General features: G+C 75.6%; 19 protein-coding genes and 2 pseudogenes. 13 read left to right on the top strand and 8 right to left on the bottom strand.

The features are described from left to right. Positions 1–4: 4 nt before the first annotated feature. The 3 genes and pseudogenes from ACFSJS_RS28045 to ACFSJS_RS14900 all read left to right on the top strand — a co-directional run. Positions 5–276 (top strand): annotated as a pseudogene (locus tag ACFSJS_RS28045) (IS982 family transposase); the annotation flags it as partial. Positions 277–529: 253 nt separating this feature from the next. Continuing rightward, positions 530–1,189, top strand: coding sequence for a TetR/AcrR family transcriptional regulator (locus tag ACFSJS_RS14905; RefSeq protein WP_380900406.1), 660 nt, complete (start codon positions 530–532; stop codon positions 1,187–1,189). Positions 1,190–1,311: 122 nt separating this feature from the next. Further along, positions 1,312–2,895: an MDR family MFS transporter gene (locus ACFSJS_RS14900; protein ID WP_380900802.1), complete on the top strand. Its 1,584-nt coding sequence runs from the start codon at positions 1,312–1,314 to the stop codon at positions 2,893–2,895. Between the two features lie 88 nt (positions 2,896–2,983). On the opposite strand, the gene ACFSJS_RS14895 is transcribed toward ACFSJS_RS14900, so the two are convergent. Beyond that, complete coding sequence (locus ACFSJS_RS14895; protein ID WP_380900404.1) at positions 2,984–3,742, bottom strand: DeoR/GlpR family DNA-binding transcription regulator; 759 nt, start codon at positions 3,740–3,742, stop codon at positions 2,984–2,986. A 73-nt stretch (positions 3,743–3,815) separates the two neighbouring features. Between ACFSJS_RS14895 and ACFSJS_RS14890 the strand changes: the two genes are divergently transcribed. Continuing rightward, entirely contained in the window at positions 3,816–5,057 is a 1,242-nt protein-coding gene (locus ACFSJS_RS14890) for an MFS transporter (protein ID WP_380900402.1), read from the top strand. 87 nt (positions 5,058–5,144) lie between these two features. Here the strand turns inward: ACFSJS_RS14890 and ACFSJS_RS14885 are convergent, their stop codons facing one another. Continuing rightward, positions 5,145–5,369 carry a hypothetical protein gene (locus tag ACFSJS_RS14885; RefSeq protein ID WP_380900400.1) on the bottom strand — a complete coding sequence of 75 codons (225 nt, stop codon included), beginning with the start codon at positions 5,367–5,369 and terminating at the stop codon, positions 5,145–5,147. Positions 5,370–5,609: 240 nt separating this feature from the next. Here ACFSJS_RS14885 and ACFSJS_RS14880 point away from each other — a divergent pair, with 240 nt between their 5' ends. Next, positions 5,610–6,005, top strand: a complete 396-nt coding sequence (locus ACFSJS_RS14880; RefSeq protein ID WP_380900398.1) for a VOC family protein — start codon at positions 5,610–5,612, stop codon at positions 6,003–6,005. Positions 6,006–6,048: 43 nt separating this feature from the next. On the opposite strand, the gene ACFSJS_RS14875 is transcribed toward ACFSJS_RS14880, so the two are convergent. After that, the gene (locus ACFSJS_RS14875) at positions 6,049–6,582 is read right to left on the bottom strand and encodes a 2'-5' RNA ligase family protein (protein WP_380900396.1); all 534 of its coding nucleotides are present in this window, start codon (positions 6,580–6,582) and stop codon (positions 6,049–6,051) included. An 85-nt stretch (positions 6,583–6,667) separates the two neighbouring features. Beyond that, positions 6,668–7,099, bottom strand: a complete 432-nt coding sequence (locus ACFSJS_RS14870) for a CBS domain-containing protein (RefSeq protein ID WP_380900394.1) — start codon at positions 7,097–7,099, stop codon at positions 6,668–6,670. Between the two features lie 209 nt (positions 7,100–7,308). On the opposite strand from ACFSJS_RS14870, the gene ACFSJS_RS14865 reads away from it, so the two are divergent. From ACFSJS_RS14865 to ACFSJS_RS14850, 4 genes are all read left to right on the top strand, one after another. Then, positions 7,309–8,301: a magnesium and cobalt transport protein CorA gene (locus ACFSJS_RS14865; RefSeq protein WP_380900392.1), complete on the top strand. Its 993-nt coding sequence runs from the start codon at positions 7,309–7,311 to the stop codon at positions 8,299–8,301. Between the two features lie 169 nt (positions 8,302–8,470). After that, complete coding sequence (locus ACFSJS_RS14860; RefSeq protein ID WP_380900390.1) at positions 8,471–8,677, top strand: hypothetical protein; 207 nt, start codon at positions 8,471–8,473, stop codon at positions 8,675–8,677. A gap of 79 nt (positions 8,678–8,756) precedes the next feature. Beyond that, positions 8,757–9,167, top strand: coding sequence for a DUF3662 domain-containing protein (locus tag ACFSJS_RS14855; protein WP_380900388.1), 411 nt, complete (start codon positions 8,757–8,759; stop codon positions 9,165–9,167). Positions 9,168–9,327: 160 nt separating this feature from the next. Further along, positions 9,328–10,113 carry an ATP-grasp domain-containing protein gene (locus ACFSJS_RS14850; protein WP_380900386.1) on the top strand — a complete coding sequence of 262 codons (786 nt, stop codon included), beginning with the start codon at positions 9,328–9,330 and terminating at the stop codon, positions 10,111–10,113. Between the two features lie 14 nt (positions 10,114–10,127). Here ACFSJS_RS14850 and ACFSJS_RS14845 read toward each other — a convergent pair whose 3' ends face one another. The 3 genes and pseudogenes from ACFSJS_RS14845 to ACFSJS_RS14835 form a co-directional block, all read right to left on the bottom strand. Then, the gene (locus ACFSJS_RS14845) at positions 10,128–10,874 is read right to left on the bottom strand and encodes a hypothetical protein (protein WP_380900384.1); all 747 of its coding nucleotides are present in this window, start codon (positions 10,872–10,874) and stop codon (positions 10,128–10,130) included. Between the two features lie 68 nt (positions 10,875–10,942). Next, positions 10,943–11,335 (bottom strand): MmcQ/YjbR family DNA-binding protein, encoded by a 393-nt coding sequence (locus ACFSJS_RS14840; RefSeq protein ID WP_380900382.1) that lies wholly within the window; start codon positions 11,333–11,335, stop codon positions 10,943–10,945. 122 nt (positions 11,336–11,457) lie between these two features. Beyond that, positions 11,458–12,032, bottom strand: a pseudogene (locus tag ACFSJS_RS14835) (pyridoxal-phosphate dependent enzyme); the annotation flags it as partial. Between the two features lie 217 nt (positions 12,033–12,249). On the opposite strand from ACFSJS_RS14835, the gene ACFSJS_RS14830 reads away from it, so the two are divergent. Further along, positions 12,250–13,143 carry an RNA polymerase sigma factor SigF gene (locus tag ACFSJS_RS14830; RefSeq protein ID WP_380900380.1) on the top strand — a complete coding sequence of 298 codons (894 nt, stop codon included), beginning with the start codon at positions 12,250–12,252 and terminating at the stop codon, positions 13,141–13,143. A gap of 63 nt (positions 13,144–13,206) precedes the next feature. Here ACFSJS_RS14830 and ACFSJS_RS14825 read toward each other — a convergent pair whose 3' ends face one another. Beyond that, a complete protein-coding gene (locus ACFSJS_RS14825; protein WP_380900378.1) occupies positions 13,207–15,672 on the bottom strand; it encodes a glycoside hydrolase family 95 protein in 2,466 nt (821 codons plus the stop codon). Between the two features lie 620 nt (positions 15,673–16,292). Here ACFSJS_RS14825 and ACFSJS_RS14820 point away from each other — a divergent pair. From ACFSJS_RS14820 to ACFSJS_RS14810, 3 genes are all read left to right on the top strand, one after another. Next, a complete protein-coding gene (locus ACFSJS_RS14820; RefSeq protein WP_380900376.1) occupies positions 16,293–16,421 on the top strand; it encodes a hypothetical protein in 129 nt (42 codons plus the stop codon). Between the two features lie 609 nt (positions 16,422–17,030). Beyond that, positions 17,031–17,438, top strand: a complete 408-nt coding sequence (locus ACFSJS_RS14815) for a hypothetical protein (protein ID WP_380900374.1) — start codon at positions 17,031–17,033, stop codon at positions 17,436–17,438. A 5-nt stretch (positions 17,439–17,443) separates the two neighbouring features. Continuing rightward, positions 17,444–17,956 (top strand): thiol-disulfide oxidoreductase DCC family protein, encoded by a 513-nt coding sequence (locus ACFSJS_RS14810; RefSeq protein ID WP_380900372.1) that lies wholly within the window; start codon positions 17,444–17,446, stop codon positions 17,954–17,956. The last annotated feature ends 5 nt before the right edge of the window (positions 17,957–17,961 follow it).

Here is a 17,961-nt window from a genome sequence, read left to right as displayed (position 1 = left end):
GTGTGTGAAGCCAGAGTCGGACTCCCTCGCGACCGCACTGTGCGTCAGGACCGACGACCTGCTGAAGGACCCACCGCAGTTCGCCCCCTGGCGGCCGGCCGTGGCATCGCGCCGCAGCTCAGCGATGCCGAGCTGGTCACCTTGGCGATGATGCAGGCAATGCCCGGCTTCACGTCCGAGGCCCGGTGGCTGCGGCACGCCCATGCCCACCTGCAGCACCTGTTCCCCTGCCTGCCCCAGCAGCCCGGCTGCGATAGACGGCTGCGCAGGGCCGCACCCCAGGCGGCGCAGCCGTCCGCGTCCTGCGGCGCATCCTCGCGCTCACCGCCGCCGTCCGGCACAACGATCACACCGGTCGGCCGGTCATGCGGGCACTCGCCGCATACGACCACTGGGCCCCTTGGGATCGATCATCCGGCGGCCCGTCCCGGGACGCCGGGACACCGTCCGGCAGCCGGCCGGTCGCCCGGGCCGGGAGGATGCCGAAAAAAATTTTGCATCTCATGCAAACTTTCATACCCTGCAAGGCGTGCCCCAGAATCCCGCGCCCGGACTGCGCGAACGCAAGAAGACGGCCACGCGCCTCGCGCTGGTCGAGGCGGCCGTGCGGCTGGCGGCCGAGCACGGGGCGGAGAACGTCACCGTGGAGGCCATCAGCCAGGCCGCCGGTGTCTCACCGCGCACCTTCTTCAACTACTTCGACTGCCGGGACGACGCCTTCGTCATGGCCGACCCCGAGGTGGGACGGCGGCTGCAGCGGGCCGTGCTCGACGCGCCGGCCGAACTGTCCCCGCTGGAGGCCGTGCGCGACGCCCTGGAGGCCGAGCTGGCCGACATGGAGAGGCACCACGAACTGTGGCGGCTGCGGGCCCGGGTGCTGCACCGCTCACCGCACCTGCTCGCGAGCAGTCTGGGCACGCACATGGCCGACGAGCGCATGCTGGCCTCGGCCGTCGCCCTGCGGATGGGCGGCACGCCACCCGGTTCCGGGGCGGAGGACGCGCTCGGCGATCCGGGACCGGACGCCCCCCTCGGCCTGTACCCGAGGCTGCTCGCGGGCACGGCGGCCATCGCCGTGCGCGTCGCCATCCAGTACTGGAGCGCCTCGGGGGAGCCGGACACCTTCCGCGACATCTTCCGGCGCGTGTTCGCGCAGCTCGCCGCCGGGCTCGACGCACCCGCGTCCTGAGCGGCACCCGGCCGGTCCCGGCCGTCCCGCCCCGGTGCCGCACCCGGCCCCGGGCCCACCGACCCGATGAGAAGGACCTCGTGACCGCGACAGAGAAACGGGGGGACACGGCGCCCACGGCCATGTCCGACCGCCAGATACTCCAGGCCATGTCCGGCCTGATGGCCGGGATGTTCGTCGCCATCCTGGCCGGCACCGTGGTGGCCAACGCGCTGCCGCGCATCATCACGGACCTGGGCGCCAGCCAGTCCGCCTACACCTGGGTCGTCACCTCCGAACTGCTGGCGATGACCGCGACCGTCCCCCTGTGGGGCAAGCTGTCCGACCTCTACAACAAGAAGCTGCTGCTCCAGCTCTCGCTCGCCATGTTCGTGGTGGGCTCGCTCCTCGCGGGCTTCTCGCAGGGGGCCGGCCTGCTGATCTTCAGCCGCGTCGTGCAGGGCATCGGTGCGGGCGGCCTGACGGCGCTCGCCCAGGTCGTCATGGCCGCGATCGTCCCGCCGCGCAGGCTGGGCCGGTACGCGGGGATCTTCGGCGCGGTCTTCGCCGTGGGGACCGTGATCGGCCCGCTCGTCGGCGGCGTCATGGTGGACACCTCCTGGCTCGGCTGGCGCTGGTGCTTCTTCATCGGCGTGCCCTTCGCCCTGCTGGCGATCCTGCTGCTCCAGCGCACCCTGTCCCTGCCGACGGTCCGCCGCGAGGCGAAGGTCGACTACCTCGGCGCGTTCCTGCTGGTCGCCGGCGTCTGCGCGCTGCTGATCTGGGTCTCGCTGGCGGGCAACCGGTTCGACTGGGCCTCCTGGCAGACGGCGGCCCTGACCGGTGGCGGCGCGCTGCTGCTGGCGCTGGCGGTGTACGTCGAGTCCCGGGTGCCCGAGCCGGTCGTCCCGCTGGGCATCTTCCGCAACCGGACCGTCACCCTGACCACGGTGGCCAGCCTCTTCGTGGGTGTGGCGATGTTCGGCGGAACCGTCTTCCTCTCCCAGTACTTCCAGCTCGCCCTGGGCAAGTCGCCCACGGTCGCGGGCCTGATGAGCCTGCCGATGATCGGCGGTCTGCTCGTGTCGTCCACCGTGGCGGGGCAGATCATCAGCGCCACCGGGAAGTGGAAGGCCTACCTGGTGGCGGGGGCCTTCATCATGACGGCCGGGCTCGGGCTGCTGTCCACCATCGACGCGGACACCGGATTCGGGGTGCTGAGCCTGTACATGGCCACGCTCGGCGTCGGCGTCGGCATGCTGATGCAGAACCTGGTGCTGGCCGCGCAGAACGACGTGGCGGCCGCCGACCTGGGCGCGGCCACCTCCGTGCTGTCCTTCTTCCGCAGCATGGGCGGCACCATCGGCACCAGCGTGCTGGGCGCGGTGCTCGCGCACCGGGTCACGGACGAGATGGGCAAGGGGCTGCAGGCCCTGGGCATCGACCCGGCGGCCGGGGCGGCCTCCCAGGGCGGCGGCGCGCACGGCGGGGACGCCGTGCCGGACGTCACGCAGCTGCCCGGGCCCGTGCGGGAGGTGGTGGAGCACGCCTACGCGGTGGCCACCGCCGAGCTGTTCCTCATCGCCGCGCCGTTCGCACTGCTCGCGCTCGTGGCGGTGGTGTTCATCAAGGAGAAGCCGCTGAAGACGACCAGCGGCATGCAGCGCCTGGCCGAGGAGAGCGGGCAGGCGGAGCCGGAGGCGCCGGCGGCCGCCCCGGTCCACTGAGCCGCCCGCCGTGTCCTCCCGCCGACCGGCGGGAGGACACGGCGGCCGGACGGATCCTCCCGCGGCCGGCGCGGGCCTTCCGCGCGGTTCACACCTTCCGCACGGTGACGCCGGCCGCGGTCAGCGCGCCGGTCTCGTCGTCGGGGGCGGCCTCCTCCGTCACCACGGCGTCCAGGGCCGAGACCGGGGCGACGAAGGCGAGCGCGGTGCGGGAGAACTTGGCCGCGTCGGCGACGGCGACGACCCGGCGGGCCGAGGCGATCGCGGCGCGCTTGACCGCGGCGTCGGCCAGGTCGTACGCGGTCAGGCCGTCGGCGGCGGTCAGGCCGCAGCAGCCCAGGACGGCGGTGTCGAAGCGCAGCGCGGCCAGTGAGGCCTCGGCCAGCGGGCCGGTCAGCGCCAGTTCCCCCGGGCGGGGCTCCCCGCCGGGCAGCAGCAGCTTCAGGCGCGGGGCGCCGGTCAGCGCGTTGGCGGCGTGCAGGGACAGCGGCATGACGGTCAGCCGCCGCCCGGTCAGGGCGTGTGCCACCTCCAGGCAGGTGGTGCCGCTGTCCAGGACGACCGACTCGCCGTCGGCGATCAGCCGGGCCGCCTCCGCCGCGATGCGCCGCTTGGCCTCCGGCCGCTCACCGGACCGCAGGGCGAACGGGGGCTCCTCGCCGCGCAGCAGCAGACTGCTGGCCCCGCCGCGGTAGCGCTCCAGGACGCCCTGGTCCGCCAAGATCTCCAGATCGCGCCGGATGGTCATCTCCGAGGCGCCGGTGAGCCCGGCCAGTTCCGCCACGCTCAACCGTCCGGCCTCGCGTACGGCCTCCGTGATCCGCCTCAGTCGGTCTGCGCTCGCCACGCACTCATTGAACACATTCGGTGTGCGAAATTCAATCTATCGAACATCCGGCATGTTTGTTAGGTTCGGGAACATGGAGAAAGTCCTGCGGCCCGCCCGGCTGGCCACCTTCGCCTACTTCGCCCTCAACGGCTTCCTGATGGGAATGTGGGTCGTCCACATCCCCGTCGTGGAGGACCGCACCGGGGTCGGCCACGCCGTGCTCGGCTGGCTGCTGCTCCTGCTCGGCGGCGGCGCCTTCGCGGGCATGCGGCTGACCGGGCCGCTCGCCGACCGCCTGGGGGCCCGCACGGTGGTGCCGGCCGGCGCGGCCCTGTGCAGCGCCGCGCTGGTCCTGCCCGCCCTGGCCACGGACGCCTGGACGCTGGGCGCCGCCCTGCTGCTGTTCGGTTTCGGCAACGGCTGCCTGGACGTCGCCATGAACGCCCACGCCGTCCAGGTCGAACGCGGTTACCGGCGGCCGGTCATGTCCGCCTTCCACGCCGTGTTCTCGGTCGGGGGAGTGCTCGCCGCCCTCGTCGGGGCCCGCACCCTCAGCTGGGGCTGGAGCGCCCCGGCGACCCTCGCCGGGGTGGGCGCCCTCGGCCTCCTCGCCGCCGTCCTCGCCGCTCCCGCGCTGCTGCCCCGCGAACCGGCCGGGGAACCGCGGGAGGCCACGGCGGCCGAGAAGGGGCCCCGGGCCCGGCGCGCGACCCCGCCGCGCATCCGGACGCTGGCCGTCCTGGCACTGATGCTGATGCTCAGCGAGGGCGTCGCCAACGACTGGAGCGTGCTCGCCATGCGGGACGTCCTCGGCGCGTCCGAGGCCACCGCGGCCCTCGCCTACGGCGCCTTCGCCACCGCCATGACCGCCGGACGCCTCCTCGCCGACCCGGTGGCCGCGCGCTTCGGCCCGGTCGCCGTCGTCCGCCACGGCTCCGTCCTGGCCGCGGCCGGCCTGACGGCGGTGGTCCTCTCCCCGTGGATCCCCCTGGCGCTGGTCGGCTGGGCGGTCTTCGGGGCCGGACTGTCGGGCTGCGTCCCCCAGCTCTTCAGCGCCGCGGGCCACGCCGACCCGGAGGCCGCGGGGGTCAACGTCTCCCGGGTGGCCGGCCTCGGCTACCTCGGCATGCTCGCCGGGCCCGCCGTCATCGGGCCGCTCACCCACCTCGTCCCCCTGAACACGGCCTTCCTGCTGCCCGTGGCGCTGTGCGCGGCGGCCGCCTGCGCGGCCGGGGCGCTGGGCACCGGACACGGGACGTCCCGGGAGTCCGGGGCGGAGGAAGCCGTGCGCGGGGACGACGGAGCCGCCCGGTCCGCACCGCCCGCTCCCTGACGGCGTCCCGGGGCCGGGCGGCCGGGGGACCACCGGCCACCCGCGTGCGCCCGCTTCCGGACCGGCCCCTCCCGGGCCGGAAGCGGGCTACCGCCTCCGCCGGCGGGCGCCGGGATCGATGATCTCGTCCAGCACCTCGCGGACCGCCGAGAAGACGGCGAGGTCCACGTCGGCCGCCCGGCCACCGCCGCCTCCCCCGCTCCCGGAGCCGTCCCCGGCCCGTTCACCGGCCGTCGCCTCACGCTCCGCGGCCCAGTCGCGCGCGGCCCTGATACGGCGGAGCAACTCGTCTGCGTCCACGACATCGGTCATGGGAGACACCTACCCACGGCCGCCGCGCCGCAGGCATCCCGCCGCCTCCCCGTCCGCGTCCGCGGCCCTCCGGACGCGGACGGACGGACCGGGGCCCGCCCGGGGTGCGGCGCCAACTCCCCCCGGACGCCGGGGATTCGGCGGGCGGCCCGCTGACTCCCGGCGCTCCGGGGTAGGACCGTGGTGGAAGGGCGGACCCGCAGCGGGACGCCGGAGACGACCCCGGAAGGGGGGCGACACATGCCCGTCGAGAAGACGAGCGTGCTGGTCCTGGACTGCGCCGAACCCCAGGAGCTGGCCGACTTCTACGCGAGGCTGCTGGGGGCCGAGACGCGCCCGGGAGCCGACCCGGACGTCGTCGAGGTGACCGGGGGGCAGGGCGTGCGGCTGGCGGTCAGACGGGACGAGGGGCACATACCGCAGAGCTGGCCGAGCCCGGCCGACACCCGCGGAGTGCACCTGCACATCCTGGTCCCACGCGGCGACATGGACGAGGCGGAGCGCGAGGCGATCGGTCTGGGCGCCCGCCCGGTCGAGGCCCGGGACGACGAGGAGCCGGGCGACGCGCGCCTGTACGCCGACCCGGCCGGCCACCCCTTCGCCCTGGTGGCGCGGGAGGGGGACGCGGCCGGCTGACACGGGGCCGCGCGCGGGGTCCCGCCGTGCGCGGCGGGCGGGTTCAGCGGGGCGACAGGGAGTCGACGCCGCGGGTGGCCGAGTCGTAGCTGCGGGCGCCGGTGAACCGGCCCCGCAGCGTCCCGCCCGGCGACGGGGGCAGCAGCCGGCCGTCCGGCACCTCCCACACCGGCCGGCGGCTGCGGCCCAGCGTGATGTGCGGGACCCAGCGCCCGGGGGCGTGCAGCGGGTTCAGCGGACCGGTGCCCGGCGAGGTCTCCAGCGCCCGCCAGACCGCCTCGTGCAGGCGCAGCAGTTCCGGATCCGGGCACACCGCCCAGGCCAGCACGTGCACGCGCCCTTCGAACCGCACCAGTCCCGCCAGGCGGAACGGCACCGGCAGGGCGGTCAGCGCCTCCTCCACCCGGACCCGCGCGGCGGCCGGCACCGCCTCTGCCGTGGCCAGGGTGAGGTGGGGCCGGTTCGTCGGGTGGGTGTGGCCCGCCTGGCTCGGCAGCCCGGCCGCGGCCAGATGCCGCCAGGCCTCCCGCACGGCGCGGTCGGCCGTGTCGTCCGGCAGCAGCTCCACGGTGCGCACACCCGCCAGCGTACGGCCGGCCCGCCCCGGCCGCCCGCCCCCGGACGGCCGCCCGCCCCCGGACGGGCGGTGCCCGGGCGGGCGGTCACGGGGCGGGCGGTTCCCGCAGCGCCGTCCGGGCCACCGGGCCGAGCAGGTCGCCCAGGCGCCGGAGGACGTCCAGGAGCAGGTCGTCGACGCTCAGCACGCCCACCACGCGCCCGCGCCCGTCCAGCACCGGCAGCCGCCGCACACCGGAGTCGTGGAGGGCGCGGTAGGCGGTGGCGACGTCCGCCGAGGTCCTCACCGCCACCACGGGCGAGGACATCAGCTCCGACACCGGGGTCTTCACGGAGGCGCCCCCGGCCAGGCACCGCACCACCAGGTCGCGGTCGGTGACGATCCCGCGCAGCTCGCCGTCCGCGACGACCAGCAGGCAGCCGATCTCCCCCTCGCGCATGCGCACGGCGGCCTGCTCCGCGGTGGTCTCCGGCGCCACCGCCTGCGGAGGGGAGACCATGTGCTCGCGTACCCTCATGCCGTCCGCCCTTCGTGTCGGACCGCCGCCGGCGGCCGCCCGCGGCGTGTCGCCGGGCCCCGCCGGAGTCCCGGCCCACCGGGTCCGTGTCCGGTTGTCCGATTCTCGCTCCCGCCGTCCGGACCCGCATCCGCATCCGCGGGCCGGCCGGTCCCGGGGGCCGGTTCCGCGGTGCGCATGGAATCGGTCCGCCGAAGCATGCGAGGGGCATGGAGTGCGTGATTTACCGGGAAGGGGCCGGCGAGGCCCGGCAGGTCGACTGCGGCGAGCCCGACAGGGCCGGACGGACGGTGCTCAAGCACCTCAGGGAACTGGGGGAGGGGGAGTTCGCGTGGATCCGCCTGGACTCCCCCACCGAGCGCGAACTGGCCGACCTCACCGAGGAGATGGGGCTGCACCCGCTCGCGGTGGAGGACGCGGTGCAGGCCCACGAGCGCCCCAAGGGGGAGCGGTACGGCGACGTGCTGGCGGTGGCGCTGCGGACGCTGTGGTACATCGAGAGCGCGTCGGAGGTGGAGACGGGGGAGGTGATGGTCTTCCTCGGGCCCCGCTTCGCCCTCACCGTCCGGCACGGGCAGGCCGACCCCGCCGCCGAGGCCGCCCGCAGGCTCGCCGCCGAACCGGACGTGGCCTCCTTCGGTCCCGCCGCGGTGCTGCACGCCGTCCTGGACGTGGTCGTGGACTCCTACACCGACGCGGCCGCCAAGGTGCGCACGGAACTCACCCGGCTGGAGCGGTGCGTCTTCTCCCCCTCGCGCGACGACCTCACCGAGCAGATCTACACGCTCAAGCGGGAGGTGCTGGAGTTCCGCGACGCGGTCGGGCCCCTGGTGCCGGTGGTGCGGGAGTTCGTCGCCGGACCCCGCTCCCCGTGGCCGCAGGACGCCCTGCCGTACTTCCGCGACGTGTCCGACCACCTGCACCGGGCCGACACCGAGGTCCGCTCCCTGGACGAGCTGCTCAACTCCGTCCTGGACGCGCACCTGGCGCGGGTGGGCACCTGGCAGAACGACGACATGCGCCGCATATCGGCCTGGGCCGCGATCTTCGCCGTGCCCACCGTGTTCACCGGGCTGTACGGGATGAACTTCCAGCACATGCCCGAACTCCACTGGACCTTCGGGTATCCGCTGGCCGTCGGGGTGATGGCCGCCTCCTCGGCCGCGCTCTACCGGTCCTTCCGCCGCAACGGATGGCTGTGAGCGTCCGGGCGGTGGCCGGGGGCGGCGTCCGGAGCGGCGGGTGCGCCGCCCGGGGGAACGCGTGACGGCTCTTCGGCGGACGGCGCCCGAAAAAGGCCGGTGTGGGGGTTTCCACGGGGGGTCCGGGGCAAGGCGGACGAGGACCGGCCTTCCCTCCCGAGGAGTTCCCGTGGCTGTCGCCGCACTCGTGATACCCCCTCTGCTGCTGTGCGCCCTGCTCGCCCTGGGGCGGTACGAGGAGCGCATGCTCGGGGCGCCCGCCGCCGACGGCGAGGCCGCCCCGCCCCGCCGGAAGCGGCGCGGACGCCATCTGCGGGCCGTGCCGGACCCGCCCGCGGAGGCGCCGTCGCCGGGGGCGGCCCGGCGAGCGGCCTGACGCGCCGTCCCGCACGCCGCCGCCCGTCCCGGACGCCGGCGGCGGCATGGGGGAGGGCGCCCCGGGCACGCGAGGTGTCATGGAAACGCTGAAGCGATGGGAACGGACGATGGAGCGCTGGGAGCACGCGCTGGCGGACAGGGTGCTCCACCGGGAGCCGGTGGAGCTGCTGGACGCCCTGCGCCGCGAGTGCGACGCCCACGCCGTGGTGTGCAGCCACACCCGCGTGGTGGTCCCCAACGCCTACGAGGTCGAACTCCCCGCCCGGGTGTACGAGAAGGCGGTCCGGCGCGGCGGCCGGGTGGACCAGGAACTGACCGACAACCTGGCCCGCCACGGCGAGAGCAGGGACTACGAGTGGGCCGGGCCCCTCACCGTGCGCGTCACCATCAGCGACGACCTGCCCAACGGCCGCTACCGCGTGACCAGCAGCGCCACGCCCAACGTCCGCGCCGGCGCGTTCGCCGGCCACGGCGAGCCCGTCCCCTGAGCGCCGGGCCGCCGCCCGCCCGTACGCCCGGCCGCGCGGCGCCGACCGCGTACGGCACGGCACTCCGGCCCCACCGGCCCGGGGATCCCGCACGTTCCGCCCCGCCTGCCGCGCGATAACCGGTGGAGCCGCCGCGCGGCGCCCGCGACGATGGGGCGCCATGACCCTCCTCCTGCCGCCCCGGCTCACCGGCTCCGCGCGGCGCCTGCGGGACGCCGCGCACCACCGCGGTCTGCGCACGGTCCGGCTGACCTCCTTCGACGTGCCGCCCGGACTGCGGGCCGGACACCTGCACGCGGGGCCCGCCTTCGCGGACGCCGTGGCCCCCGCCCTGGGGATCGCGCCGCTCCAGGCGCCCGAGGACTGGCTCGCCCGGCTGCCCCGCGCGTACACCCGCCGCGAGGTGCGGGCCGTGCCGATCGGCGAGGCGTACGGACTGCGCCGGCCCGCCTTCGTGAAGTCGCCCAACGACAAGGAGGTACCGGCGCGCGTCTACACCGACGGGTCGCGGCTGCCCGGCCCCGACGCGGTGGACCCGGCCACGACCGTGCTCGTCTGCGACGTGGTGGAGTTCACCGCCGAGTACCGGCTGTACCTGCTGGACGGCGCGGTCCGCACGGGCAGCCGGTACGCCCGGCGGGGCCGGCCGGACGTCGGGCCGCTGCCGCGCGAGGCGGCCGACTTCGGGGCGGCACTGCTAAAGGAGTGCGGCCACACCCTGCCCGGTGCGATCGTGGTGGACGTCGGGGTGACCGGGGGGCACTGGGCCGTGGTGGAGGCCAACGCGGCCTGGGCGAGCGGGATGTACGCCGCCGATCCGCAGCGCGTCCTCGACGTCGTCCTGCGCGCCGCCGGGCCGGCCGGCGCCCTCACCGACCGGGACCGCCCGTTCGTCCGCACCCCCGCGCCGGCTCCCGCGGCGGACCGGTCCGGTTCCGCGCGGTGACGCCCGGCCGGGCGTCACCGGCGCCGGGGAGCCACCAGCAGGAACGGGGTGTGGCGCGGGCCCCGGTACAGCAGCGCCTCCCAACCGCGCTCCTCCAGGAGGCGCGCGCAGGACCGCAGCCGTTCCCCGGCCTCCCGGCGGGCCTCCTGGACGGACGGTCCCGGCCACTCGACGCGGACCGAGCCGGGCTCGCCGGAGGGCGACACGCGGTAGCCCGCCCGTGTGCGGCGGCCCTGCCCGTCCACCGCCGACGGCGGTACGCCCGCGGACTCCAGGGCCAGGGAGACGGCCCGCACCATGCGCGTCCGCTCCCAGGGGGCGGGCACGCCCGTACCGTCCGCGGCGGCGGTGCCCGTGACGCGGCGGATCTCCAGCACGCCCGTCCAGGCCCGGGCCGCCGCCGCGGCGCGCCGCGCCGGGTCCTCGTCCGGTGCGGGCCCGTCGCCGGTCGCCGCCTCGAACCCCCCGCCCGGGCCGGAGGCCGCGGGGGTGGGGAGGGACGCGGAGGCGGACGGGGCGCCGGGCCCCCGCGGGGGCGCCTCCGGGTCCCCGGCTGGCAGGTCGCGCAGCCGGTCGCGCAACGTCCGCCCCGCGCCGGTCAGGTAGTGCCTGCGCGCCCGGCCGTACTCCACGGCCAGGCCCTTGGCCCGCAGTGCGGCGCACACCGCCGGGGCCGCCGAGAGCTCACCGGTGGCCGGATCGGACGCCAGGACCGCGCGCCGCTGCGCGTCGGTGAGCTCCGCCGCCTTCCGCGCCGTCACACCGCCACCTCCCTGCCGTCTCCCGTCCCGGGCCGTCGGGCCCGCCGGGGAACCAGTATCGGTGCCCCCTACGACACGGCGCCCGCCCCGGTGCCCGCCGTCCCGGCCCCGGCACCCGGCACCAGGCCGGGGTGGGCCTCGCGGAGCCGGTCGGGCGCCGCCTGCCGCCAGGAGTCGACGAGGACGTCGCGCAGTTCGTCCAGGTCCTCCAGGGCGGCCAGCCGCACCCGGACCCACGCCGAACCCGCCTCGTGCGGGGGCACCCAGAACTTCTCCGGTTCGGCGGCGATCAACTCCTCGCGCTCGTACCGGGGGCAGCGCACCGCGATGGAGGTCTCGTCGTCGGGGACGGTGAGGTACATCCTTCCGGCCACCCGGAACGTGGGCATGCTCCACGCCTCCTTCTCCGCGGTCTCGGGAAGGGACAGCGCGATGCGGCGGACGTCGTCGGCATCGATCATGGCACCACCGTAGTCATCGGACGCACGTGCGGAAGGGGAACGCGCAACGGCGGCCGGGAGGACCGGGGGCCGGCGAGCCGGAGGAGGGCGTCCGGGGACGGGCGGCGGCAGGGGCCGGTTCGGTCCCCGCACAGTTCGGCGAAGCGCCGGGCGGCGGCGCTGCCCCCGGAGAGGACGACCCCCACCCGCGCGGGAGACCGCCGGTCCGGCCCGGGAGCGGGGCGGCGGGCGCGGCGGCGCCGCTGGGCTCCACCACGGTCTTCAGGCGCTCGGAGAGGAACCGCACCGCGTCGCGGATCATCCGGTCGCCGGCCGGGACGACCTCGTCGGCCAGGCGCCGGTTGACGGAGGAGGCCGGCTCCCCGGGGGTCTGCGCCGCCAACCCGTCGGCGACGGTGCGCGGTACGGGGACACGGACCCGCTCGGCCGGGGCCGCCGCCCGGGGGTGGTTGCCCGACGAGTGCGCCGCCACGCCTCCGGTGAGCTGCTCCGGGGGGAGCCGGGAGACGGCCGCTGTAGGCGCCGCGGAACGTGAACGCCCCGACCCGCCGGGGGTTTTCGCAGTTGAGGAGAGCTCAGCGCCGGCGAGGCCGTCCAGGGTGCGCGACCGCAGTACGGGGGTGCGGTGCGCGACTCCCCCGATCCGCTCGGCGGCGTCGCGGACGTCCTCCGGGGCGACCGGGGGCGCACTCGTCATCCGAACGCTCCTTGTGCCGGGGGCCGGGGCGGTCGGCCTGGTTCCCCGGACCGCTGCGGCGGACATCGTCCCAGCCGGTGCCGCGGGTTCGCCCGGTGCGTCCACCCGGCGGAACGAAAATCCCAGAAATTGATGCGCATACTCCTCGGCAGCCGGGGCAGGCGGGGCTTTGTCGGCCCGCAACGACACGAGGGGCGGCGAACCAGGGAGGGAAACGATGACGGCGACGACGATCTCGCGCACGGGTGCCGGCCAGGGCGTCCAGGAGTCCACCGAGCGGAACGACACCGCGGTTTCGCGCGGTGTGACGGAGCTTCCGCAGGTCACCGATCCGCACAAGATCGCCCCGAAGGACGCGAGGGCGCTGTCGAAGATGTTCTTCGACCGGCTGGCGGTACTGGAGGAGGGCACGCCCGAATACCAGTACGCGCGCAACACGCTGATCGAGATGAACATGTCGCTGGTGCGGTACGCGGCCGGCCGCTTCCGCAACCGCGGCGACGACATGGAGGACATCGTCCAGGTCGGCATGATCGGTCTGATCAAGGCCATCGACCGGTTCGAGCTCTCCCGCGAGGTGGAGTTCACCACCTTCGCCGTCCCCTACATCGTGGGCGAGATCAAGCGCTTCTTCCGCGACACCTCCTGGGCGGTGCACGTCCCGCGCAGGCTCCAGGAGGCCCGCGTCGAACTGGCCCGCGCCACCGAGGAGCTGAGCACGCGGCTCGGCCGCGCCCCCAAGGTGAGCGAGCTGGCCGCGCTGATGAACCTCTCCGAGGAGGAGGTCATCGAGGCCCGGCTGGCCTCCAACGGCTACCAGTCCGCCTCGCTGGACGCCGCCGTCGGCGGCAGCGAGGAGGGCGAGACGGCGCTGGCGGACTTCATCGGTGCCGAGGACCCGGGCATGGAACTGGTGGAGAACTTCCACGCCCTGGCGCCCCTCATCGAGGAGCTGGGCGAGCGCGACCGGCAGATCATCCACCTGAGGTTCGTCGAGGAACTCACCCAGTCCCAGATCGGCGAGCGCCTCGGCTGCTCCCAGATGCACGTCTCGCGGCTGCTCTCCCGCGTGCTGGCCAGGCTCCGCGAGGGCATGCTCGCGACCGGCTGAACCGACCGGCCTCCCCCTCCCCGCGCCCCGTCCGGTGTGTACCCCGGACGGGGCGGGCGCGTCTCACGGGGCGGGCGCGTCCCCCGCGGCAGGACGGCCCGCCGGCCGGGAGGGCGGTGCGCCGGGCCGCTCCCGCGCTCCGGCCGGCGGCAGGACGCCGGTCACCCGGTAGACGTGCCCCGCCTCGGCCGTGAAGGCGACGAGGCCGCCGTCGCCGCCCCGGACCTCCACCGCCGTGCCGGCCGCGGCGTCGGTCAGGCGGTACGTCCCGGTGAACACCGGGCTGCGCACCGCCAGTTCACCCGTGCGGTCCGGCGCCAGCGTGAACTCCACGGCCCCGTCCTCCTCCCACGAGGCCCCGACGGTGACGCCGCCGCGCGCCCTGAGCCCGGTGACCGACCCCCTCCGCCACCGCGCGGGCACGGCGGGCAGCGGGTGGACCACGCCGTCGTGGCTCTGCAGCAGCATCTCCGTGACGCCCGCGGTGGCGCCGAAGTTCCCGTCGATCTGGAACGGCGGGTGGGTGTCGAGGAGGTTGGGCAGCGTGCTGTGCATCAGCTGCTGCGCGAGCAGGGCGTGGGCGCGGTCGCCGTCCAGCAGCCTGGCCCAGAAGTTCACCTTCCACGCCTTGCTCCAGCCGGTGCCCCCGTCGCCGCGGGCGTTCAGCGAGACCGCGGCCGCGCGGGCGTACCGCGGGGCGGTGTGCGGGGAGATCTGGCGGCCGGGGTGCAGCGCGTACAGGTGGGAGACGTGCCGGTGGGTGTCGGACGGGTCGTCCAGATCGGCCTTCCACTCCTGGAGCTGCCCCCACCGGCCGATCCGCAGACCGGGGTCGAGCTCGTCCAGGGCCTCGCGGAGCCGGGCGCGGAACTCCTCGTCGCCGCCCACCTCCCGCGCGGCCTCCAGCGTGTCGGTGAACAGCCCCCACACGATCTGCTGGGCCATGGAGTCCCCGGCGGTGAAGTCGCCGTGCTCGGGCGAGTAGGACGGGGAGACCACCAGCGTGCCGTCGCGCGGATCGCGCCGCAGGTTCGCCAGCCAGAACTCCGCGGCGCTCCGCAGCAGCGGGTAGACGCGGTCGCGCAGGGTGCCGCGGTCGCCGTCGAACCGGTGCAGGTCGTAGACCTGGGAGGCGAGCCAGCCGCCGGCGACGGGGAACCAGAAGGCCGTCGCCCAGTCGTCGACACCGGTGTGCCCGAAGGGGTTGACGCTGTGCTGCACCACCCAGCCGGCGGTGCCGAAGAGGCTCCGGGCGCTGTGCTCGCCGGCCTCGGCCAGCGACTCCACGAAGGCGGTGAAGGGCCCGGCGGTCTCGGCCAGGTTGGCCTGCCCGGCGGGCCAGTAGTTCATCTGGAGGTTGATGTTGGTGTGGTAGTCGGCGTCCCAGGGAGGGGAGGTGGAGTCGTTCCACAGGCCCTGGAGGTTCGCGGGCAGCGCGCCGTCGCGCGAGGAGGCGATGAGGAGGTAGCGGCCGTACTGGAAGTACAGGGCCTCCAGTGCCCGGTCGTCGGCCGGGTCGCCGCCGGTGTAGGCGGCCAGCAGCTCGTCGGTGGGCCCGCCGGACGCCCCGGACGGGCCGGGGGCGGGCTGCCCGATGTCCAGCCGGACGCGGTCGAACAGGGCGCGGTGGTCGGCGGTGTGCCGCTCCCGCAGTTCCCGGTACGGGCGGGAGGCGGCCGCGTCGACGGCCGCCCGCACGGCGTCGGCCGGGTCCGGGCCGCGGTAGGAGGGGTGCACGGGGGCGTAGTCGGTCCCCGCCGCCAGGACGAACACGGCGCTGTCGGCGCCGGTGACCCTCACCGCGCCGTCCTCGCAGACCACTTCGCCCCCGTCGGCGACCACCCGGATCCGCGCCTCGAAGACCATGCCGTTGTCCGCGAGCCTGCCGCGGATCCGGAGCCCGCCGTCCCGGGCCGTCACCGCGTGGTCGTCGCGGGGGGACGCGTAGCGCAGGGTGAAGGAGACCGAGCCCGGCCGGTCCGCGGCCAGCCGTCCGGCCAGCACCCGGTCGGGGCGGCTGGCGAAGTACTCCCGGACGTGGGTGACCCCGCCGGCGGTGTAGCGGACCCCGGCGACCGCGTCGGCGATGTCCAGGTGCCGCCGGTACCCGGTGCACCCGGCCGGCAGGCTGTCCCGGTCGTCCCGGTCGTCCCGGTCGTCCCGGTCGTCCCGGTCGTCCGGGCCGTCCGGGCCGCTCCGGCCGGCCATGTCGATGCGCAGCTCGCCGAAGGTCTGGTGGGCGCCGAAACCCGTGCGGTGGTGCCCCAGTCTCCCGGCCACCCACTCGGGAGGCGCGCAGCCCTCGGCGTCGATCCGGGCCACGACCTCCTCCAGGGCGCCGGGGCGCGGGAAGGAGCCGTTGCCGAAGTGGTACCCCGGGACACCGGGCCCCCCGGTCCACAGGCTCTTCTCGTTGAACTGCACGGTCTCGCGGGCGACTCCGCCGAAGACCATGCCGCCCAGGGTCCCGTTGCCGATGGGCAGCGCGTGCGACTCCCACGAGGCGGCGGGTTCGTCGTACCACAGCACGTTCCCGCTCCCGCCGGCGTGTGTTCCGGGGAGCGGCGGGGGCGCGGTCTGCGGGGGGCGGCCGGACCGGGATGCCGGTGAGTTCATGGATGTCCTTCGGGGCGGCGGTGGTTCGGCGGGAGGGGCGGCGCCCGTCCCGGACGGCCCGCACCCGCAGTTCGGCAGCATGTCCCAAGACACGTCACGGTACAACCCGCAGATCCGATCTCTTCCCGCGCGAGGCCGCGCGACCGGGGAACCGCGGAGGCCTGCCGATACCGCCCGCACCGGGCCTGCGGACGGCCAGGGTTCCGCCGTTTCCGCCGGAAGGAGGGGCTTTTGCGGTTCTCCGCGTGCCTGCGGGGGCCTCGGTGGGAACGTGCGTCCGGTGGGGCGGATCCCCTGTCCGTCCGCGCGTGCTCATCAGAGATCGGATCTCTCGGGAGCGGGCGGCGGTGGGGACCGCCGAACTCGGGACACCCGGCGAGTCCCGGAGGCGGCCGGGGACCGCCGGCCCCCCGGTGCCGCCGCGGCCCCTTCCGCAGGAGTGTCCGCCCTCGAACGGGGCATCGGATCGGAACAGCCCGGCGGCTCCCGCCGCCCGACCGCAGGCATCGAACCTTCCACATTCCGGAGGCACCGTGACGGAGACCATCCTCCTCGTCCTCGGCCTGGTGGCCGCCCCCATCATCGCCCTGGCGCTGCTGACCTGGGGCCTGAACGGCACCGCGTGGCTGCTGGACCACTTCGGGAGCCGGAAGCTCCCCTGACCGGCCCGCCCCCGGCGACCGCCCCGCCGCCGCGCGGGCCGCTCCCGAAGCCCGGCGGCCGCGGCGCGGCGCCGAGCCGATGCCCCGGCCCCCTTCCCCCTTCCTCTTTCCGGGCCCCGGCGGTACGAGCCGGGGCCCGGCCGTCTCCGTCGGAGTGGGGGCTGAGGAGCACCCGTGCCGGATCGCGTCCGCAGCCGCGCGGACGGTCAACGCCTTGCCGGCCGGCGGTTGCACGATGGTGGGCACCGCTTCCCCCTTGCCACGGGCGGCGGGGCCGCCTCACGTACGGCCCGGAGAACGCCACCGCAGGTGACGAACCAAGCTCCCGCAGACAGCGGGGCGTCGTCCGTGGAGCACCTTCGGACCGGTCCCGCCGCCGGCGCCCCGTCGGCCGCCCACCGGGGCCGGCGAACGCATGGGGCACGGTCTGACACGGATGTTCCCCAGGCCCCGGAGTCCCCTCGCTCGCCCCGGGCCGTGTCCGCGGTCGCGGCCGCCGCTCCCCGCTCAGGGCGCCCCTGCGGCTTGAACGTGTTCAAAAACAGGTCTACAGTCTGCCGTACCAGCTTTTTGAACACGTTCAAAAAGCGCTTCACGGAAGGGTGGGCCATGGACCTCACTGTGGTCACGTACGTCGTCTACCTGGCCGTCAGCATCGCTCTGACCGTCTGGGTGGCCCGGACGCTCAGCCGGAACGGCCGGATCTTCCTCGCGGACGTGCTGCGGGGGAACGAGAAGCTCGCGGACGCCGTCAACCACCTGCTGGTGGTCGGGTTCTACCTCGTCAACCTCGGCTTCGTCGCGCTGTACCTGAGGGTCGGGGACCCGGTGGGCAACGCCAGGGGTGTGTTCGAGGTGCTGTCCCGGCAGGTCGGGGTGGTGCTGCTGGTCCTGGGAGTGCTGCACCTGGGGAACGTCTACGTGCTCGGCCGGATCCGCCGCCGGGGCGTGATGGACCGCGAGCAGACGCCTCCGGTGCCGCCGCAGGACTGGACCGTCCCCGCCGCGGGGGCGTGAGGGCCGTGGCGGACGCCGCGGGGGCGGGCGCGGGCGCGGTCCGCCGGCTCACGGTGCTGTACGACGCGGAGTGCCCGCTGTGCCGGCAGGTCGGCGCCTGGCTGGCGCGGCAGCGGAAGCTGGTCCCGGTCGACCTCGTGCCGGCCGGCTCCCGGGAGGCGCGGCGGCGGCTGCCGGGGCTCGACCACGACCGCACCCTGGAGGAGATCACCGTCGTCGGGGACGGCGGACAGGTCTACCGGGGGCCGGCCGCCTGGATCGTGTGCCTGTGGGCCCTGGCCGGCCACCGGGCCACCGCCCACCGGCTGAGCACGCCCGCGGGCGCCCGGCTGGCGCGCGGGGCGGTGCTGGCGGCGGCCAGGTACCGGGAGAGGAGCCGCGTGCGGAACGGCGGCGGAGGCGGGCGGGTCCACCGCACCGCCGACGACCGGCCCCCCGGCCCCGGGAAGGGGTGGTTCCGCACCGGGGGCCCCTCCCCGCCGCAGGAGTGCGGAGGGACCTGCCGGGCCCCCGGCTAGGCTCA

Source organism: Streptomyces desertarenae (genome assembly GCF_042681365.1).
GTDB lineage: Bacteria > Actinomycetota > Actinomycetes > Streptomycetales > Streptomycetaceae > Streptomyces > Streptomyces desertarenae.
The sequence above is the reverse complement of the archived record's forward strand: the minus strand, read 5'-3'. Positions and strand labels throughout refer to the sequence as shown.